This is a genomic window from Roseburia sp. 1XD42-69 (assembly GCF_003612565.1).
In the GTDB taxonomy this organism is placed as follows: domain Bacteria; phylum Bacillota; class Clostridia; order Lachnospirales; family Lachnospiraceae; genus Roseburia_B.
On sequence record NZ_RAZG01000007.1, the window covers coordinates 26,073 to 44,441 of the forward strand.

The following is an 18,369-nucleotide window of genomic DNA, read 5'->3' on the forward strand; positions in this document are numbered from 1 at the left end:
CTTTTCCCACAATTCATGATTAAATAAGAACAGTTATATGACTGACGGAACGTGGAAAGAACCACATGGAGTATAACGGAAATAAGCCGACCGTCTGGGCGATGTGCTCGGACGGTGGGCTTTTCTTTATCTTGTGGAAAGTATTCTGCATGTTCCGCCCACAAAATTACAGGAGGAATGTATCTATGGAAATAATGTCTCTGGCAGAACAGTTAAGTAAAAATCCTTATCCTGGGAGGGGGATTGTCATCGGCAAAAGTGAGGATGACAAATATGCGGTAACTGCTTATTTTATTATGGGAAGAAGCGCCAACAGCCGCAACCGGGTTTTTGTGGAGGATGGGGAGGGAATCCGTACCCAGGCATTTGACCCGGCGAAACTGGAAGACCCCAGCCTGATAATTTACGCTCCGGTACGGGTTTTGGGAAATAAAACTATTGTGACAAACGGGGATCAGACAGATACGGTGTATGAGCTGATGGACAGGCAGCAGACTTTTGAGCAGTCTTTGCGCACCCGGGAATTTGAGCCGGACGGCCCTAATTTTACCCCCAGGATTTCCGGTATTATGCATGTGGAAAACGGTATGTACAACTATGCCATGTCTATTTTAAAGAGCAACAACGGGGATTCGGATTCCTGCAACCGCTATACCTTTGCCTATGAGAATCCCAAAAAGGGCCAGGGACGTTTTATTCATACCTACATGGGTGACGGCAATCCTCTCCCAAGTTTTGAAGGGGAGCCAGAATGGGTAAACATAGAGGGGGATATCGATACCTTTACCAATATGATTTGGGAAAATTTAAATGAGGAAAATAAGGTTTCCCTTTTTGTACGCTACATTGAAATTTCCACAGGAAAATATGAGACGAGAATCGTAAACAAAAACCAGTAGGAGGCAGAAATACAATGAGAGAATTAGAGTTAAAATACGGGTGCAATCCAAACCAGAAACCTTCCCGGATTTATATGGAAGAGGGGGAACTGCCCATTGAAGTGTTAAGCGGAAAACCGGGATATATTAATTTTTTGGATGCTTTTAACGGCTGGCAGTTAGTGCGGGAGCTGAAAAATGCCACAGGACTTCCGGCGGCCACATCCTTTAAACATGTTTCACCAGCAGGGGCGGCAGTGGGACTTCCCTTATCGGATATTGAAAAAAAGATTTACTGGGTGGATGATATGGATATGGAATTTACCCCCCTTGCCAATGCATATGCCAGGGCCAGAGGTGCAGACCGCATGTCCTCTTTCGGGGATTTTATCGCCCTCTCCGATGTGTGCGATGAGGCCACGGCAATGATTATCAAACGTGAGGTATCCGATGGAGTGATTGCCCCGGGATATGAACCGAAAGCACTTGAAATCTTAAAATCCAAGAAAAAAGGCAATTATAATATTATTCAGATTGACGAGAATTATGTGCCGGAAAATATTGAGAAGAAACAGGTTTTCGGCATCACCTTTGAGCAGGGTAGAAATGAGCTGAAAATTGACGATGAATTTTTTGGAAATATTGTGACAGAAAACAAGGAGATTACAGACCAGGCGAAAATTGATTTGGCCATTTCTATGATTACTTTAAAATATACCCAGTCCAATTCCGTGTGTTATGTAAAGGACGGCCAGGCAATCGGCATCGGTGCAGGGCAGCAGAGCCGCATCCACTGTACCAGGCTGGCAGGGCAGAAAGCGGACAACTGGTTTTTGCGCCAGTCCCCAAAAGTTCTGGGACTCCAGTTTGTGGACAGTATCCGCCGCCCAGACAGGGACAATGCCATCGACCTCTATATCGGGGAGGATTATATGGATGTTTTGGCGGAAGGGGCATGGCAGAACATTTTTAAAGTAAAGCCGGAGGTTTTTACCAGGGAGGAAAAGCGGCAGTGGCTTGACCAGATGGAAAATGTCACCCTTGGCTCCGATGCGTTCTTCCCCTTTGGGGATAATATTGAGCGGGCGCATAAGAGCGGGGTGAAATATGTGGCTCAGCCGGGAGGATCTATCCGGGATGATAATGTGATTGAGACATGTAATAAGTATGGGATGGTGATGAGTTTTACGGGGATTCGGCTGTTTCATCATTAAAAGGGAGATAAAACCATAAATAAATTCCTTAAGCAGAAAAGGTTTGAAGGGAAACAAGCCTTTTCTGCTTTTTATGTACAGGCCCTCATAAGGAAATTTGACCACTTTTGACACATGTGCTATGCTTTAGCAGGAAAATTATAACATTAAAATAAGACGGAAGCATTTGGGAGAATAACAGTATGATAGCTTTAAGCGCCATCCCCACGGAGGAAGACAGGAATAAGTTTCGGGAAATTTATGAAGAAAATTATCTGAAAATGTACCATGTGGCTCTTGGAATGATAAAAAACCAGGCGGACGCGGAAAACGCCGTCCAGGAGGCTTTTTTGTCCCTGGCGGAAAAATTTGAAAAATATTTGCACTTATCTGGTAGTGAAATGACAGGTTTGTGCGTTTCTATAGTGAAGAACAAAATAATAGACATAATCCGGAGGGCGAATCACTACAGTGAGGAGGAATTGGAAAATCTAATACTTTATGATGAGTGCCAGGAGCACAATGCCTCTTTTATGGCGGAAAAGAAGGAGGAGGGAGCCTTTGTGCATCGGGCTTTAAGTCAGATACCGGAGGTTTTTCGGGAGGCATTGATTTTAAAATACTGCTATTGCCTGAGCAATCTGAAAATTTTTTGAAAAATTTGGTAGTGATTTAGCATCTTTCTGCGTTTACTATATAGGAACGCAGATAAGTTCCAAATATTGAGCGGAAGGAGGAAAAAGTTATGAAGAATTTTTGGAAGAGATTTTTGTGTTTGATGATGCTTGGGGCAGTGCTTTGCTTTTCACAGCCGAATCTGGTACAGGCACAGGAAAATATGGTTTCGATTATGTCTGTCCAGAATAACAGATGTATGCTTAATTTGTCATTTAATAGTAAGACTGCAAGTTGTCAGTTAGTTGTGAAAGGCAGAAACGGTACGTCCAGCATTTCCGGTACATTGAAACTGTATGATTCTACAGAGGGAAAAACCGTGAAGACCTGGAGCATTTCCAAATCGGGCAGTGTTTACAGCGGAACAAAAACCGCAGCGGTGAAAAAGGGACATAGTTATAAGCTGTCATTTTCCGGAAAAGTGTATGGGAAAAATGCTAAGTACGGCGAATCGGTATCGGCATCTGCCAGCAGGAAAAACTAAAACAAAGAACAGGGAAAAGATAGGAGGATTATAGCTATGAATATCAAAAAATCATTGGCATCTTTATTAGTGGCAGCAACTTTGGCAGGAACATTTTCAGCGCCGGTAAATGCAGCGTCTATAAGTGCCGTGGAAACAGGGGCAGGGATTACTGCTGTTCAGGCGAATTTGAACGGCGAACCTATTTCCTATGGGAAACCAATTTTGGAATCTACATATACGGATAAAGAGGGTACAGAAGTTACAGAAAAAATCTATTTTGTTCCAGCGAAGCCATCGAATAACATACAGAATTATACTACAAGATTTAATGACATGCCAGTGATGAGTGGGGAGGGCTGGTATAAAAAGGAAAAAGTGCATAAATGGAAGGGCGGTGCAGGCGAGACAAAATATTGGGTAAGAGGATATTTTGTATGGGGTAATGGCGAATCGAAATTAAAAACACCGCAATACGGTTATAAGAATACAGGCAAGTATATAAAGATTACAAATGAAAGTAAAACCAAAACAGGTAATAGCCTTAAATATAGTTTTACAGCTTCAAATGTAGTGTCACGAAAGCAGAAACTTTCTGTAAGTCTTAAAGTAAATAGCAGAGGAAGAGCAAGTTAATTTCGTATAGCCTGTTAATTGAAGATATTTAGCAAGGAGGATAATATGGAAAAAGAATCAATCGTTATAAGGATAAGCAAACATAACCTTTACAGGGGAATAGAAATTGCCCTTTCCCTGGCGGTTTTTATTTACTTTAGTTATTCATTATGGAACAAATATGAATATGGATTTTCCGATGATACGGTATATTTGTTATATATTGCAGGAAGCGGGGCCGCTTTAGCCCTTGCCGTCCTTTTGGGATTCTGCTTTGGCTGTTTTGATACTAAGGATGACTGGGACAGAAAAAAGCTTATGCTGGGGCAGGGATATATGTTTGCCGGGGCGGTTATCGTTCAGATTATGATGTATCTTATTTTATATTCTATGGGAAATTCCCTTTGGGTCTGGGAGAAATATGGGGCGTTTTTTTTCAAGGTTTATTGGGCAGTGATGCTGGCTGCCTTGCTGGGATTGGCTTTCCTTGTATTTAAGATGCGGAATAAGAAAGAATGGTTTTATATTTATCTTATACAGGGAATCGGCATTCTTTACAGCATGGTGATTTTTGATATGTTTATAGGAAATATGGATGTATATGAGCCATTTCATTTTATTGTCATACCTTATATTTGCTGTTTCCTTTTCAGCAACATGATTTACAGCTTAGTAAGAAGAAAAAAGAACTAATATCTTTATGTGCAGGTTTGCAACCGCATAGATTTTAAAGCACCTTATTCATATTTGGAGGACAGCGGTATGAAAGTATTAAATTGGAATGTGAAAAGGATTGACAGGCTGTATTTTTGGATAGCATGGATTACCCTGATGATTCTGGAGCATATGTTTCTGGCATTTTGGTTTGCTGTATGGCAGTCATATGGGTTTGGCGTATTCTTTTTTGCGCTGGCAGGTTTAAATGTATTTTTAGCCGTATACCGTTTTTTGTTGAGTGCGAAACGTTTCCATGATGCGGGATATAGTACCTGGTATCTTATTTTGTGCATATTGCTGTCCTTTGTTGTAGCGGGGATTGGAATGTGGTTTATGGTGGCAATAAAAGACAGTGCTCCAGATAATGAATGGGGCGTCAATGCTGAACGGGAGAAGTTTGAAAAAAACAGAGGACATTATGCAGATTGATAGGAAAAAGGAAGTTATTATTTCAACTCAGGAGGTACAGATAGATTATTTAGACAATGGAGGATAATTATGGAAAAAGAATCAATCGTTTTAAGGATAAGCAAACATAACCTTTACAGAGGAATAAAAATCGCCCTTTCCCTGGCGGTTTTCATTTTTTTTAGTTATGTATTGTGGAACAAATATGAATATGGATCTTCTGATGATACGGTATATCTGTTATTTATTGCAGGAAGCGGGGCTGCTTTAGCCCTTGCCGTCCTTTTGGGATTCTGCTTTGGCTGTTTTGATACTAAGGATGACTGGGACAGAAAAAAGCTTATGCTGGGGCAGGGATATATGTTTGCCGGGGCGGTTATCGTTCAGATTATGATGTATCTTATTTTATATTCTATGGGAAATTCCCTTTGGGCCTGGGAGAAATATGGGGTGTTTTTTTCAAGGTTTATTGGGCAATGATGCTGGTTGCTGCTGGTTTGGTTTTGGGAATTCGCTCCCTGAAAGCTGTTGAAAATGCATGAATAGGTGAAAGAATTTTATAAATTACCCTTGACATTCCCGTACATATACTGTATATATAATTATATACAGTATATGTACGGGAATTGTTTTATCTGAAATTTACATAAGGGGGATCCATGGTACAGCTGACAAATGTAAAGAAAAAAATAGGCCAATTCTTTTTGGAGGACATTACCTTTTCTCTGCGGGAAGGTTATATTATGGGCCTGATAGGGGAAAACGGCGCAGGGAAATCCAGCATTTTAAAACTTCTTTTGGGAATACTTACGCCGGAAGAAGGCCAAATCTCTATCTTTGGCACAACTTATGAGGAAAATGAAAAGGGAATAAAGAACAATGTGGGATATGTTCTTGCCGAGGACGGATTGTTTTTAGGGGAAATGAATCTTTTGGAAAATGCCAGGCTGTTTGGCAAATATTATGAAAATTTCAGTGAGTCTCTCTTTTGTAATTATGCCAGTGAGTTCGGGTTAAAGAATATAAAAGTAAAAAAACTTTCCAGAGGAGAATATCTGAAATTTCAGTTTGCTTTTGCTCTTTCCCATAAACCTAAGCTTTTGCTTTTAGATGAGCCTACGGCCAATTTTGACCCGGAGTTTCGCAGAAAATTTCTATGTATTATAACGGATTTTATCAAAGACGGCAGAAAAAGCGTAATTCTTGCCACGCATCTCACAGAGGATTTGGAGCAGATTGCAGATTATGTTACTTTTATAGATCATGGAAGGCTTTTATTTTCTATGGACAGGGAAAGTATCAATAAGTATTTTCGTATGGCCGCAGGAGAGGAGTATAAGATTAACCTCCTGCCAAAGGAAAATATAATCTATAAAGAGGCCGGGAAGTATGGAACCAGGGCTTTGGTAAAGCATGGCAGGTGGAGCCAATATGACGATGCATTAAATATTACCTATCCATTGTTGGAGGAACTGATGTACTTTATTCTGAAAGGAAAACACTAAAATGAGAAATAACAATAAAAATTTAACTATTTTGCATCTCGTGATTTTAGACTATGCAGGGGAAATCAAAGAGGGATGGAAAAGGGTGAAAGGTGCGGATATAGTACTGTGGTTTTGGGACTTTTTATTTATTGGTATTATGTGGGCGCCTTGGTTTATGGACTTTGCATGGGAATATTTTCTCCAGGCAGAATTGTTTGTGTACGGGTATACCATTGGCGTTCTGTCTCTGGGTTTTTTCATCTCGCGGATGTATCCGGAAAAATTGGAAAAGACGCTTCTTTTATGCCCTCTTACCCAGGCAGAAAAAATTCAGTATGTCAAAACAGGGTATCGGTTAAAGGTTGGGGTGCCTATGCTTTTTTATGTCCTGGCAGGGACTGTCTGGCTGTTTTTGCAGGTGATATCTCCGTTTTTTATAATAGAAATTGGCTTGTGGATGTTTTTTTATTTTAGGTGTATCAATATTTATTGTATGCCGGAAACAGGAAGGGATGATTCTATTCGCCGGTATCCGGTAAAAGGAATGGAAATTTTCCAGATTGCAGTCCAGCTTTTGGAAGTTGGTCAAATTATGGGTATGGCTCTCTATTTTGAGGGAAGCCGATGGGTACCGATTTACATATATGAGGGGACAATTACTCTGTTACAAGTTCTGTTGTATATAATTATGAAAAAGAACTTATATCCAATAATTATGGAGCGTGCACTATGTTATGAAGATAATTATTAATCCCAAGGGGACTCTGGCTATTTATGAACAAATTGTAAACCACATTAGAAATTCCATTCTGACAGGGGAACTTTCCCCCGGAGAGTGCCTCCCCTCCATCCGTTCTCTGGCCAGTGAATTGGAAATCAGCGTAATAACAACAAAACGTGCCTATGAGGAGTTAGAAAAAGAAAACCTGATTCACTCTGTGGCAGGAAAAGGTTTTTATGTCTGCGAAAATAACAGGGAGTATTTGAAAGAGAAAAACTACCGACTTTTGGAAAAGCGGATGGAAGAACTTTTAAGGGACTGCACCAGTGCCGGTATGAGTAAAAAAGAGATACTTACCATGGTGGAAGAACTTATTTTTTGAAAATTAAATCATCATAAAATTTTGTGGAAGGAGAAAGTAAATGTATATTGAATTTTCTCATGTGACTACGCATTGCAAGGGGTTTTCCCTGAAGGATATTTCTTTTCTTGTGCCTGAGGGGTTCATCACAGGGCTTGTAGGGGAAAACGGTGCGGGAAAAACCACATTATTTCATCAGATTATGGATGAAAATGCCAGATATTCCGGAGAAATATACATAAACGGAGTGCCGCTGCGGGAGCACAGACAGGAATTTATGCAGGAAATCGGGTTTATCTCCCAGGAACAGAAATTTTTTAAAAATTATACGCCAATGCAGAATGTTGATTTATTAAAGGGATTTTACGATAAGTTTAATTGCGATTTGTTTTGCTCAAAATTGGAGGAGTACCACGTGCCTGGAAGAAATTTATCCGGCCTTTCCAGGGGGGAGTTTATAAAATTTCAGATGGCCTTTGCACTGGCCCATGAAAGTAAATTGTTTCTTATGGATGAGGTTACGGCGGGGATGGACTCGGTTTTCAAAAAGGAATTTTTTAAAGAGCTTCACCGATTGATTGCCGGGGAAGACACGGCAGTTTTCATGAGTACCCACATTGAGGAGGAAGTTATCCGTCATATGGATTATGTGGTGGGACTTAGCCGGGGAAAGGCGGAGTACAGAAAGGAGACGGAGAAATGGAAGCGGTAAGAAAATTTGATGCGGAGTGGAAAAAGCAAAACGCCTGGGAGTTTTTGATGAGGCGTGTTTGCCTTGTGCTGTTTTATTCCATCGGTTCCTGCCTGATGCTTTTGCCTTTCGGTTCGTCTGCCTGGGCCCTGGTAAGTTCCGTGATGCTTTTTCTAGGGGCAATGCACTTTTACATCGCCCCTTATATGAGATGTGTGGAAAACGGAAAAAGCGTCAGCCTTTACGTGAAATTAAAGTGGATGCCGGTTTCCAAAAGGGAATTTTTGGCAGTGCGCAGGGGGTATCTGCGTAAGTTTTGTGTGGGGACAGGAGTATTCCTCTGGATTTTACAGCAGATTGGTGCATGCCTTGCCCGTACCTGGGGGGCGGAAAATGCATTGTTTCCACTGGCTTTTACCGCTGCTTTATATTTGGTAGGCATTTTTGATATTAATAGGAAATTGTTTCAGTAAAATTTAGACAATATTAACAATTTAATCCTTGCAAAGAAGCTTGAAATATGCTATTCTTTTAAAGTACAAGCAGTTCATGAGGTTTTATTTTTTTTTAACACTTTGTTAAAAAATTAACAGCTTTAGAACAATTAAGAATGATAAGGAGACGAGAAAATGGCAAAGAAAGTAGTTTTAGCAGGCGCATGCCGTACAGCAATCGGAAAAATGGGCGGAGCTTTGGGAAGCACTCCAGTAGCTGATTTAGGTGCTATTGTTATCAAAGAGGCATTAAACAGAGCCGGTGTGAAACCTGAGCAGGTAGACGAAGTTATGATGGGATGTGTTATTCAGGCTGCACAGGGACAGAACGTTGCACGTCAGTCTGCAATCAAAGCTGGTTTACCCATTGAAGTACCTGCATTTACATTAAACGTAGTATGTGGCTCAGGTTTAAAATGTGTAAATGAAGCTGCTAATATGATTATGGCCGGTCAGGCAGATATCGTTGTTGCCGGAGGTATGGAGAATATGTCAATGGCTCCATATGCAATGACAAAGGCTCGTTTTGGATATCGTATGAACAATGCAACTATCATTGATACCATGGTAAATGACGCTTTGACAGACGCATTCAACCATTATCACATGATGATTACAGCAGAAAATGTTTGTGATAAATACGGAATTACCCGTGAGGAATTAGACGAGTTCTCAGCAAACAGCCAGCAGAAATGTGAGAAGGCTCAGGCAGAGGGCAAATTTGACGATGAAATCGTTCCGGTTCCTGTTAAAGTTAAGAGAGAGACTGTTATGTTTGCAAAGGATGAGGGCCCCCGTGCTGGCACCACAAAAGAGTCTTTGGCAAACTTAAAATGCTGCTCCGGAAAAGAGGGCGGAATGATTACAGCAGGCAACGCTTCCGGAATCAATGACGGAGCTGCAGCTATGGTTGTTATGAGTGAAGAGAAAGCAAAAGAGCTGGGTGTAAAACCAATGGCTACATGGATTGCAGGAGCACTGGGCGGCGTTGCACCAGAAATTATGGGTGTGGGACCCGTTGCTTCCACAAGAAAAGTTCTGGAGAGAACAGGATTTACCATCGACGATATGGACTTAATCGAGGCAAATGAGGCTTTTGCTGCTCAGTCTATCGCAGTTGCAAGGGACTTGAACTTTGATATGTCTAAAGTAAATGTAAACGGTGGTGCTATCGCACTTGGACATCCGGTAGGAGCCAGCGGATGCCGTATCTTAGTTACACTGTTACACGAGATGCAGAAGAGAAATGCAAACAGAGGTCTTGCTACCCTGTGTATCGGCGGTGGAATGGGATGCTCAACTATCGTTGAGAAATATTAATCGTTCTAACATGAATTAGGATTTATATTTAATTAACCTAAAATTAAATCATGATATATTAAGGAGGAACTACAATGAAAGTAGGAGTTATCGGTGCAGGAACCATGGGACAGGGAATTGCCAAAGCATTTGCCCAGGTTGATGGATATGAAGTTGCACTCTGCGATATCAAACAGGAGTGGGCTGACAATGGAAAAGCAAAAATCCAGAAGGGTTATGCAAGGCTTGTGGAGAAAGGCAAAATGGATCAGGGTAAGGTTGACGCTATCCTTGGAAAAATTACCGCAGGTTTAAAAGAAGATTTATGTGCAGACTGCGACCTTATCGTAGAGGCAGCTTTTGAAAATATGGAAGTGAAAAAGACTACTTTCTCAGAGTTGGATAAAATTGCAAAACCTGAGTGTATCTTTGCTTCCAATACATCCAGCCTTTCCATCACAGAGATTGGCAACGGATTAAGCCGTCCAATGATTGGTATGCATTTCTTTAATCCTGCAGACCGCATGAAACTTATCGAGGTTATTGCAGGTGTGAACACACCGGCTGAGACCGTTGACGCTATCAAGAAAATTTCCGAGGAAATCGGCAAGACTCCGGTACAGGTAAATGAGGCGGCAGGTTTTGTTGTAAACCGTATCTTAATTCCTATGATTAATGAAGCTGCATTTATCAAAATGGAAGGTGTTTCCGATATCGCCGGCATTGACACAGCTATGAAGCTTGGTGCAAACCACCCAATGGGACCCTTGGAGTTAGGCGACTTTATCGGTCTTGACATCTGTCTTGCTATTATGGACGTACTGTACAATGAGACTGGGGACAGCAAATATCGTGCATGCCCGTTAATCCGCAAAATGGTTCGCGGTGGAAATCTCGGCGCTAAGAGCGGAAAAGGATTCTACATTTACAATGCAGACCGTACAAAGACACCGGTTGACGCTCAGTAGGACGACAGGCAAGAGATACTTAATTGTGTAAATTTATAGACATGGAGGAATAGTAATCATGGATTTCGGTTTAGATAAAAAACATGAAATGGCGAGATCTTTATTTAAAGAGTTCGCTGAAAACGAAGTGAAACCTCTGGCTCAGGAAGTAGATGAAACTGAGAAATTCCCAAGAGGAACAGTGGAAAAAATGCAGAAATTAGGATTTATGGGAATTCCGGTTCCAAAGGAGTACGGCGGACAGGGCTGTGACCCGTTGACCTATATTATGTGTGTGGAGGAACTCTCTAAAGTCTGCGGTACTACAGGCGTTATCGTTTCCGCACATACCTCTCTCTGCGTAGATCCCATTATGACCTACGGTACAGAAGAGCAGAAACAGAAATATGTCCGTGCCCTTGCAACAGGAGAAAAGTTAGGTGCATTTGCACTGACTGAGCCCGGCGCAGGTACAGACGCCCAGGGATGCCAGACAAAAGCCGTTTTGGACGGCGACCAGTGGGTGTTAAACGGAAGCAAATGCTTTATCACAAACGGTAAAGAGGCAGACGTTTACATTGTAATCGCTATCACAAGCGTGACAGAGGATAAGAGAGGCAGAAAGAAAAAGAACTTCTCCGCATTTATTGTAGAAAAAGATGCTCCCGGATTCTCCTTCGGAACAAAGGAAAAGAAAATGGGTATCCGCGGATCTGCTACATATGAGTTGATTTTTGAAGACTGCAAAATTCCGAAAGAGAATCTCTTAGGACCGGAAGGAAAAGGATTCCCAATCGCTATGCATACCCTTGACGGCGGACGTATCGGTATTGCCGCACAGGCTCTTGGTATTGCAGAGGGTGCATTAGAGGCAACCATCGCCTACACCAAAGAGAGAAAACAGTTTGGCCGTTCCATTGCAGCTCAGCAGAATACCCAGTTTGAGCTGGCTGACATGGCTGCTAAGATTGACGCAGCGAAATTCCTGGTTTACAGGGCTGCTATGGCAAAAGCTACACAGAAAGTATACTCTGTGGAAGCTGCAAAGGCAAAATTATTTGCTGCTGAGACAGCGATGGATGTTACCACAAGATGTGTTCAGCTCTTCGGCGGATATGGATATATCAGAGAGTACGATGTAGAGCGTATGATGCGTGATGCCAAGATTACTGAGATCTACGAAGGAACTTCTGAGGTTCAGAGAATGGTTATCTCTGGCGCATTATTAAAGTAGACGTGATTTCAGCGGATTGAGAATGGATTACGAATAAACAATATTATAAGGAGTGAATACCGTGAAAATAGTTGTATGTGTAAAACAGGTACCAGATACCAAAGGCGGCGTTAAATTTAACCCGGACGGTACATTAAACAGAGCTGCCATGCTTACCATCATGAATCCGGATGACAAAGCAGGTTTGGAAGCAGCTTTAAGATTAAAAGAGCAGTATGGAGCAGAGGTTACAGTAGTTACCATGGGACTTCCCAAGGCAGATGAAGTTCTCCGTGAAGCTATGGCAATGGGCGCAGATAAAGGTGTTCTTGTAACAGACAGAGTTTTGGGCGGAGCTGATACATGGGCTACCTCCACAACTATTGCAGGAGCAATCCGCAATCTGGAGTATGATTTGATTATCACAGGACGTCAGGCTATCGACGGTGATACCGCACAGGTAGGACCTCAGATTTCCGAGCACTTGGATATTCCGGTTATCTCTTATGCACAGGATATTAAAATTGACGGGGATTATGTGATTGTTCAGCGTCAGTATGAGGATAGATATCATGAGTTAAAAGCAAAGATGCCGTGTTTAATTACAGCACTTTCTGAATTAAATGAGCCTCGTTATATGACACCCGGAGGAATCTTTGATGCATATGACAAAGAAGTTACCGTTTGGGGAAGGGCAGACTTAAAGGATGTAGACGATTCCAATATCGGCCTTAATGGCTCACCTACCAAGATTGCAAAGGCTTCTGATAAAGTCCGCAAAGGTGCAGGTGAAAAAATTGTTGCCCAGGATGCAGAGGAAGGCGTATCTTACATTATGGGTAAATTAAAAGAGAAACATGTCATTTAATTCTTTTGGATTCCCGCGAGGGACATTTCCCGCTGCTTTGCAGCGAGAGGATGACTTGCAAAAAGATGTTGCATGAATAAACACGGATTAACCGTTTAAATTAAGGAAAGTGGTGAACAAAATGGGTTTAGAAGAATATAAAGGAGTATTTGTCTTTGCACAGCAGGTAGACAACGTATTAGATGGCGTTGCATTTGAATTGCTTGGAAAAGGCAAAGACTTGGCAAAAGATTTAAATACTGAGGTAACAGCAGTATTAATCGGTTCCGGCGTAAAAGGTCTGGCAGATCAGTTGGCAGAGTACGGCGCAGACAAGGTTATCGTCGTGGACGATCCGGAACTGAAAGACTACAGAACAGAGCCGTACACACACGCACTGGCATCCGTAATCAATACATACAAACCGGAGATTATGCTGGTTGGCGCTACAGCTATCGGCCGTGACCTTGGACCTAGGGTTTCCGCCCGTGTTCAGACAGGTCTTACCGCTGACTGTACCGTCCTTGAGATTGGTGATTTCCCATTAAACCCTGTACCGGGAAAAGAAGACGAGCAGAAACACAATCAGCTTTTGATGACACGTCCTGCTTTCGGCGGAAATACCATCGCTACCATTGCCTGCCCGGATAACCGTCCTCAGATGGCTACCGTTCGTCCAGGCGTTATGCAGAAAATCGAGCCAAACAAAGGCGCAAAAGCAAATGTGGAAGAGTACAATCCTGGATTTACTCCAAACAACAAATATGTGGAAATCTTAAACATTGTAAAGGCAGTAAAAAATACAGAAAATATCATGGAAGCTAAGATTTTGGTATCCGGCGGACGTGGTGTAGGTTCTGCAGAGAACTTTAAGATTCTTCAGGATTTGGCAGATGTGCTTGGAGCAACTGTAAGCTGCTCCCGTGCAGTAGTTGAGAACGGATGGAAACCGGTAGATGTACAGGTAGGACAGACAGGTAAAACCGTACGTCCAAACGTATACTTTGCCATCGGTATCTCCGGAGCAATCCAGCACGTGGCTGGTATGGAAGAGTCTGACATTATCATTGCTATCAACAAAGACGAGGATGCTCCTATCTTTGATGTGGCTGACTATGGTATCGTTGGGGATTTAAATAAAATCGTTCCGGCACTTACCACAGCATTAAAGGCTGAGTTGGGCTAATTCTACGATTAAATACAATTAAAAGCAGAAAGGCCGTCTGGTTTCCAGGCGGTCTTTTTTCACGCACAGTGGCACGTCATAATTCCTTTGCGAAATTGTCCTTGCTTTTGGGGGGAGGGAATCATATAATGGTAAGTACAGACCAAAACCAACGGAGGAAAAAACATTGGATCAGAGCAAAATCCGCAATTTTTGTATTATCGCCCATATCGACCATGGAAAGTCCACCTTAGCGGACAGAATTATCGAGCATACCGGGCTTTTAACCAGCCGTGAAATGCAGGCTCAGGTATTGGACAATATGGATTTGGAGAGAGAGCGGGGGATTACCATAAAATCTCAGGCTGTGCGCATCATATATAAGGCAAAGGACGGGGAAGAATATGTTTTTAACCTGATTGACACCCCGGGGCATGTGGACTTTAATTATGAGGTTTCAAGAAGCCTGGCCGCCTGCGACGGGGCTATTCTTGTAGTGGATGCCGCCCAGGGGGTGGAAGCCCAGACACTGGCAAATGTTTACCTGGCCCTTGACCATGATTTGGACGTAATGCCTGTGATAAACAAAATAGATCTGCCCAGCGCCCAGCCGGAGGCGGTGATAGAGGAGATAGAAAATGTTATTGGAATTGAAGCGGAGGATGCCCCCAGGATTTCCGCTAAGACAGGCTTAAACATTGATGAGGTGTTAGAGCAGATTGTCACAAAAATTCCCGCTCCCACAGGAGATGCATCCGCACCTTTGCAGGCCTTAATTTTTGATGCTGTCTACGATGCCTATAAAGGGGTGATAGTTTTTTGCCGGATTATGGAAGGAACAGTGAAAGTGGGGGACAGTATCTGTATGATGGCCACCGGCGCAAGGGATGACGTGGTGGAAGTTGGGTACTTTGGAGCCGGGCAGTTTATTCCATGCGAGGAATTAAGTGCAGGGATGGTAGGCTATATCGCCGCAGGAATAAAAAATGTGGGAGACACCAGGGTGGGGGATACGGTTACCCATGCGGACAAGCCCTGCAAAGAGCCTCTGCCGGGATACAAAAAGGTAAATCCTATGGTGTACTGCGGCATGTATCCTGCAGATTCTGCAAAATATCCCGACCTTCGGGATGCACTGGAAAAATTGCAGATTAATGATGCTTCCCTGCAGTACGAGCCGGAAACTTCCCTTGCCCTGGGATTTGGGTTCCGGTGCGGATTTTTAGGGCTTTTGCACTTAGAGATTATCCAGGAGAGACTGGAGCGGGAATTTAACCTGGATTTGGTGACTACCGCGCCGGGGGTAATTTATAAGGTGCACAAAACCAACGGAGATGTGATGGATTTAACCAATCCCTCCAATCTTCCCGATCCTTCGGAGATAGATTTTATGGAGGAGCCCATGGTGTCGGCGGAGATTATGGTGACCAGCGAATATGTGGGGGCCATTATGAAGCTTTGCCAGGAGCGCCGGGGGATTTATATCAGTATGGAATATATCGAGGAGACAAGGGCCTTAATTAAATATGACCTGCCCTTAAACGAGATTATCTATGACTTTTTTGACGCATTGAAATCCCGTTCCAGGGGATATGCTTCTTTTGACTATGAATTAAAAGGCTATGTAAGGTCGGAACTTGTAAAACTGGATATACTGATCAACAAGGAGACCGTGGACGCCCTGTCCTTTATTGTGTTTAAAGACAGCGCCTATGACAGAGGCAGAAAAATGTGTGAAAAATTGAAAGGCGAGATTCCAAGGCATCTCTTTGAGATTCCCATCCAGGCGGCTGTGGGAGGAAAAGTCATTGCCAGGGAAACCGTAAAGGCAATGCGAAAAGACGTATTGGCCAAGTGCTACGGCGGGGATATCTCAAGAAAGAGAAAGCTTTTGGAGAAACAGAAGGAAGGCAAAAAGAGGATGCGCCAGGTGGGCAATGTAGAAATCCCCCAGGAGGCATTTATGAGCGTGCTGAAATTAGACGAGGATTAAAATATGAGAGAATTGGAATTGTATATCCACATTCCATTTTGCATGAGAAAGTGTAACTACTGCGATTTTTTATCCGCCCCGGCAGATGAAAAATCGCAGTCTGCGTATGTGGAGGCATTAAAAAAAGAAATAAAATTTTATGGAAAAGAATTGAAAGCGGGGGAATTGTCCACTATATATATTGGCGGGGGCACTCCCTCCTGGCTCCAGGAACATTATATGGCTTCGATTATGGAGACTGTGCATAAGTTTTTTTCCATAAAAAAAGATGCGGAGATAACCATTGAGTGCAATCCAGGCACATTGACCAGGGCAAAGCTTAATAGCTACAAAGATTTTGGCATCAACCGTTTAAGCCTTGGGCTGCAGTCTGCAGATGACGAGGAATTAAAAGTTCTTGGGAGGGTCCATACCTTCCAGCAGTTTTTGAGAAATTATGAGCTGGCAAGGGAGTGTGGTTACGACAATATTAATATAGACCTTATGTACGCCCTGCCCAGACAGAACACGGAAAAGTTTTATCACACTTTAACAAAAACAGCAGGGTTAAAGCCGGAACACATTTCCGCCTATGCCCTGATGATTGAAAAAGGCACGCCTTTTTATGAGAAGTACAAATTTGACGCAGTGAGACAGGAGGCCGGATTTCAGCCGGAAGTTCTTCCCCATGAAGATGTGGTGTACCAAATCGGGAAAATGACGGAGGATGTGCTAAAAGAGGCAGGATATGAGCGGTATGAGATATCCAATTATGCAAAAAAAGGATTTGTCTGCAGGCATAATATCGGTTACTGGCAGAGGGAAGAATACCTGGGAGTGGGCCTTGGTGCCGCTTCTCTCATAGGAGGAAACCTGCGCTACAATAATCTGCGGGATTTGGATACCTATATCTTAAAGGCGGACAACATTAAGGAGTGTTTGTTTATAGACGAAAAAACGGAAAAGAAACTGCCGGCAGTAACTCTCCATGAAAAAGCGGAGGAGTTAAAGAGAAATGCCCAGATGGAGGAGTTTATGTTCCTGGGACTTCGGATGATACAGGGCATAGAGCGGAGCCGGTTTTACCAGTCCTTTGGCTTTACCGTGGACAATATCTATTCCAGGGTAATTGCAAGGCTTGAAGCGGAGGAACTTTTGCAGCAAAATCCTGAGCGGGTGTGGCTCACCGAAAAGGGCCTGGATTTAAGCAACTACGCCCTTGCCCAGTTTTTATTAGATTAGTCCTGGAATTCTAAATAAATTATAAAAAACGCTTCATTGTAAAATGAAATGCGACAAGAGTTAATAAACTCTATCGCATTTCTTTTTTTATACGCTTTTATAGGGAATGTGTCAAGGGTTTAGGACTTTTGGCACATTCCTTTTTTATTTTGGAGCGATAGGAGGTGTAGAAAGCGTGAGAAAAGGTAATAGGCGATTGAACTATGAGGACAGGAAACGGATTGAAAAAATGAAAGAGCAGGGGGCGAGAGTGATTGTAATTGCTGACACTATCGGGGTCCACCGTGCGACTATCTACAACGAGTTAAAGCGTGGAGGTACACCCTATCGGGCGGAAGTCGCACAAAGGACGGTATAGGTATGGAAATGGTAGGGGAAGCGTTGCAGGAAAAGGCTAGGGAATTGGCGGATATGGTCGGTAGCGTGGTAGTAGATGAAGCGTTGCCGTTGGAGGTATTGGAAGCCGTGGCGGATTGTCTGAAAGAGGATTGCAGGCAGATTAGGCAGGCGGTACAGGATATGCAGGAAGAGCAGCAGGCAATAGAAAGAATGACCGCAGGAAAGGAGGGGTAGCGTGGCGAGTAAAACGGAAAAGCACACGGTAGCGTACAGGAACGTGAAAAAGTGTGAGTTTCATAATATCGGGTCGCATATCGTGGCGACAAGCATAATCGGCGGTACTACGTTTTGTGCGTTCTTTGATTCGGGATTGCATACAGAGGAAAGCATAAGGCGGAGAGGAAGCATAAAGTTACATTCAATTTATTCTAAAAAGTAGGAGGGAGGGCATGGGTAAATATCCGTGGTCCGGGAAACGGACATTAGAACATTGTGGACTGATTACCAAAATGGGGGTCAAGCCACGGCAGCAGGGCGGGAAGTGTGACGGATTCCAAAAGTCGGCAGATAATGACGAGCCTTGCAATATCTGTATGAAATGCAAATTAAATACTTTTTATGAAGAATAGGAGGAAATGAGGA

At 42.9% G+C, this 18,369-nt stretch carries 23 protein-coding genes and 1 riboswitch; all 23 genes read left to right on the forward strand.

Annotation, left to right across the window (positions count from 1 at the left end):
- The first annotated feature begins 27 nt into the window (after window positions 1–27).
- Window positions 28–107: riboswitch (ZMP/ZTP riboswitch) on the forward strand.
- A gap of 78 nt (window positions 108–185) precedes the next feature.
- Window positions 186–899, forward strand: coding sequence for an IMP cyclohydrolase (locus D7Y06_RS05015; protein WP_120406736.1), 714 nt, complete (start codon window positions 186–188; stop codon window positions 897–899).
- 14 nt (window positions 900–913) lie between these two features.
- A complete protein-coding gene (locus D7Y06_RS05020; protein WP_120406737.1) occupies window positions 914–2,092 on the forward strand; it encodes a phosphoribosylaminoimidazolecarboxamide formyltransferase in 1,179 nt (392 codons plus the stop codon).
- 182 nt (window positions 2,093–2,274) lie between these two features.
- Window positions 2,275–2,727 (forward strand): RNA polymerase sigma factor, encoded by a 453-nt coding sequence (locus tag D7Y06_RS05025; RefSeq protein WP_120406738.1) that lies wholly within the window; start codon window positions 2,275–2,277, stop codon window positions 2,725–2,727.
- Window positions 2,728–2,816: 89 nt separating this feature from the next.
- Complete coding sequence (locus D7Y06_RS05030; RefSeq protein WP_120406739.1) at window positions 2,817–3,230, forward strand: hypothetical protein; 414 nt, start codon at window positions 2,817–2,819, stop codon at window positions 3,228–3,230.
- A 36-nt stretch (window positions 3,231–3,266) separates the two neighbouring features.
- The gene (locus tag D7Y06_RS05035) at window positions 3,267–3,845 is read left to right on the forward strand and encodes a hypothetical protein (RefSeq protein ID WP_120406740.1); all 579 of its coding nucleotides are present in this window, start codon (window positions 3,267–3,269) and stop codon (window positions 3,843–3,845) included.
- Window positions 3,846–3,890: 45 nt separating this feature from the next.
- The gene (locus D7Y06_RS05040) at window positions 3,891–4,517 is read left to right on the forward strand and encodes a hypothetical protein (RefSeq protein WP_120406741.1); all 627 of its coding nucleotides are present in this window, start codon (window positions 3,891–3,893) and stop codon (window positions 4,515–4,517) included.
- 69 nt (window positions 4,518–4,586) lie between these two features.
- A complete protein-coding gene (locus D7Y06_RS05045) occupies window positions 4,587–4,970 on the forward strand; it encodes a DUF805 domain-containing protein (protein ID WP_120406742.1) in 384 nt (127 codons plus the stop codon).
- Between the two features lie 69 nt (window positions 4,971–5,039).
- Window positions 5,040–5,429, forward strand: a complete 390-nt coding sequence (locus tag D7Y06_RS05050) for a hypothetical protein (protein WP_120406743.1) — start codon at window positions 5,040–5,042, stop codon at window positions 5,427–5,429.
- 179 nt (window positions 5,430–5,608) lie between these two features.
- The gene (locus D7Y06_RS05055; protein ID WP_120406744.1) at window positions 5,609–6,454 is read left to right on the forward strand and encodes an ABC transporter ATP-binding protein; all 846 of its coding nucleotides are present in this window, start codon (window positions 5,609–5,611) and stop codon (window positions 6,452–6,454) included.
- A 1-nt stretch (window position 6,455) separates the two neighbouring features.
- Complete coding sequence (locus D7Y06_RS05060; protein ID WP_120406745.1) at window positions 6,456–7,187, forward strand: hypothetical protein; 732 nt, start codon at window positions 6,456–6,458, stop codon at window positions 7,185–7,187.
- Window positions 7,171–7,539: a GntR family transcriptional regulator gene (locus D7Y06_RS05065; RefSeq protein WP_120406746.1), complete on the forward strand. Its 369-nt coding sequence runs from the start codon at window positions 7,171–7,173 to the stop codon at window positions 7,537–7,539. Before D7Y06_RS05060 ends, D7Y06_RS05065 begins: the two co-directional genes overlap by 17 nt.
- Before the next feature lie 40 nt (window positions 7,540–7,579).
- Window positions 7,580–8,230, forward strand: coding sequence for an ABC transporter ATP-binding protein (locus tag D7Y06_RS05070; protein ID WP_120406747.1), 651 nt, complete (start codon window positions 7,580–7,582; stop codon window positions 8,228–8,230).
- A complete protein-coding gene (locus D7Y06_RS05075; protein WP_120406748.1) occupies window positions 8,218–8,682 on the forward strand; it encodes a hypothetical protein in 465 nt (154 codons plus the stop codon). The genes D7Y06_RS05070 and D7Y06_RS05075 overlap by 13 nt, the downstream gene beginning before the upstream one ends.
- A gap of 156 nt (window positions 8,683–8,838) precedes the next feature.
- Window positions 8,839–10,023, forward strand: a complete 1,185-nt coding sequence (locus D7Y06_RS05080; protein WP_120406749.1) for an acetyl-CoA C-acetyltransferase — start codon at window positions 8,839–8,841, stop codon at window positions 10,021–10,023.
- A gap of 74 nt (window positions 10,024–10,097) precedes the next feature.
- Complete coding sequence (locus D7Y06_RS05085; protein WP_120406750.1) at window positions 10,098–10,970, forward strand: 3-hydroxyacyl-CoA dehydrogenase family protein; 873 nt, start codon at window positions 10,098–10,100, stop codon at window positions 10,968–10,970.
- A 58-nt stretch (window positions 10,971–11,028) separates the two neighbouring features.
- Window positions 11,029–12,183, forward strand: a complete 1,155-nt coding sequence (locus D7Y06_RS05090; protein WP_120406751.1) for an acyl-CoA dehydrogenase — start codon at window positions 11,029–11,031, stop codon at window positions 12,181–12,183.
- Window positions 12,184–12,244: 61 nt separating this feature from the next.
- Window positions 12,245–13,030 carry an electron transfer flavoprotein subunit beta/FixA family protein gene (locus tag D7Y06_RS05095; protein WP_120406752.1) on the forward strand — a complete coding sequence of 262 codons (786 nt, stop codon included), beginning with the start codon at window positions 12,245–12,247 and terminating at the stop codon, window positions 13,028–13,030.
- A 121-nt stretch (window positions 13,031–13,151) separates the two neighbouring features.
- Window positions 13,152–14,195: an electron transfer flavoprotein subunit alpha/FixB family protein gene (locus tag D7Y06_RS05100; protein ID WP_120406753.1), complete on the forward strand. Its 1,044-nt coding sequence runs from the start codon at window positions 13,152–13,154 to the stop codon at window positions 14,193–14,195.
- Between the two features lie 166 nt (window positions 14,196–14,361).
- Window positions 14,362–16,167, forward strand: a complete 1,806-nt coding sequence (gene lepA / locus D7Y06_RS05105; RefSeq protein WP_120406754.1) for a translation elongation factor 4 — start codon at window positions 14,362–14,364, stop codon at window positions 16,165–16,167.
- Window positions 16,168–16,170: 3 nt separating this feature from the next.
- Entirely contained in the window at window positions 16,171–17,388 is a 1,218-nt protein-coding gene (gene hemW, locus D7Y06_RS05110; protein ID WP_120406755.1) for a radical SAM family heme chaperone HemW, read from the forward strand.
- Window positions 17,389–17,563: 175 nt separating this feature from the next.
- Entirely contained in the window at window positions 17,564–17,746 is a 183-nt protein-coding gene (locus tag D7Y06_RS05115; RefSeq protein WP_172540882.1) for a helix-turn-helix domain-containing protein, read from the forward strand.
- 2 nt (window positions 17,747–17,748) lie between these two features.
- Window positions 17,749–17,961 carry a hypothetical protein gene (locus D7Y06_RS05120; protein ID WP_120406757.1) on the forward strand — a complete coding sequence of 71 codons (213 nt, stop codon included), beginning with the start codon at window positions 17,749–17,751 and terminating at the stop codon, window positions 17,959–17,961.
- 215 nt (window positions 17,962–18,176) lie between these two features.
- Window positions 18,177–18,356: a hypothetical protein gene (locus tag D7Y06_RS05130; protein WP_120406759.1), complete on the forward strand. Its 180-nt coding sequence runs from the start codon at window positions 18,177–18,179 to the stop codon at window positions 18,354–18,356.
- Window positions 18,357–18,369 lie beyond the last annotated feature (13 nt).

Bases quoted from the DNA above. Each gene is read 5' to 3' on its own strand.
- D7Y06_RS05045 (WP_120406742.1), top strand. From the start codon at position 4,587: ATGAAAGTATTAAATTGGAATGTGAAAAGGATTGACAGGCTGTATTTT.
- hemW (WP_120406755.1), top strand. From the start codon at position 16,171: ATGAGAGAATTGGAATTGTATATCCACATTCCATTTTGCATGAGAAAG.
- D7Y06_RS05035 (WP_120406740.1), top strand. From the start codon at position 3,267: ATGAATATCAAAAAATCATTGGCATCTTTATTAGTGGCAGCAACTTTG.
- D7Y06_RS05060 (WP_120406745.1), top strand. From the start codon at position 6,456: ATGAGAAATAACAATAAAAATTTAACTATTTTGCATCTCGTGATTTTA.
- D7Y06_RS05130 (WP_120406759.1), top strand. From the start codon at position 18,177: ATGGGTAAATATCCGTGGTCCGGGAAACGGACATTAGAACATTGTGGA.
- D7Y06_RS05055 (WP_120406744.1), top strand. From the start codon at position 5,609: ATGGTACAGCTGACAAATGTAAAGAAAAAAATAGGCCAATTCTTTTTG.
- D7Y06_RS05100 (WP_120406753.1), top strand. From the start codon at position 13,152: ATGGGTTTAGAAGAATATAAAGGAGTATTTGTCTTTGCACAGCAGGTA.
- D7Y06_RS05020 (WP_120406737.1), top strand. From the start codon at position 914: ATGAGAGAATTAGAGTTAAAATACGGGTGCAATCCAAACCAGAAACCT.
- D7Y06_RS05065 (WP_120406746.1), top strand. From the start codon at position 7,171: ATGAAGATAATTATTAATCCCAAGGGGACTCTGGCTATTTATGAACAA.
- D7Y06_RS05085 (WP_120406750.1), top strand. From the start codon at position 10,098: ATGAAAGTAGGAGTTATCGGTGCAGGAACCATGGGACAGGGAATTGCC.
- D7Y06_RS05025 (WP_120406738.1), top strand. From the start codon at position 2,275: ATGATAGCTTTAAGCGCCATCCCCACGGAGGAAGACAGGAATAAGTTT.
- D7Y06_RS05050 (WP_120406743.1), top strand. From the start codon at position 5,040: ATGGAAAAAGAATCAATCGTTTTAAGGATAAGCAAACATAACCTTTAC.
- D7Y06_RS05070 (WP_120406747.1), top strand. From the start codon at position 7,580: ATGTATATTGAATTTTCTCATGTGACTACGCATTGCAAGGGGTTTTCC.
- D7Y06_RS05090 (WP_120406751.1), top strand. From the start codon at position 11,029: ATGGATTTCGGTTTAGATAAAAAACATGAAATGGCGAGATCTTTATTT.
- D7Y06_RS05120 (WP_120406757.1), top strand. From the start codon at position 17,749: ATGGAAATGGTAGGGGAAGCGTTGCAGGAAAAGGCTAGGGAATTGGCG.
- D7Y06_RS05040 (WP_120406741.1), top strand. From the start codon at position 3,891: ATGGAAAAAGAATCAATCGTTATAAGGATAAGCAAACATAACCTTTAC.
- D7Y06_RS05030 (WP_120406739.1), top strand. From the start codon at position 2,817: ATGAAGAATTTTTGGAAGAGATTTTTGTGTTTGATGATGCTTGGGGCA.
- D7Y06_RS05015 (WP_120406736.1), top strand. From the start codon at position 186: ATGGAAATAATGTCTCTGGCAGAACAGTTAAGTAAAAATCCTTATCCT.
- D7Y06_RS05080 (WP_120406749.1), top strand. From the start codon at position 8,839: ATGGCAAAGAAAGTAGTTTTAGCAGGCGCATGCCGTACAGCAATCGGA.
- D7Y06_RS05075 (WP_120406748.1), top strand. From the start codon at position 8,218: ATGGAAGCGGTAAGAAAATTTGATGCGGAGTGGAAAAAGCAAAACGCC.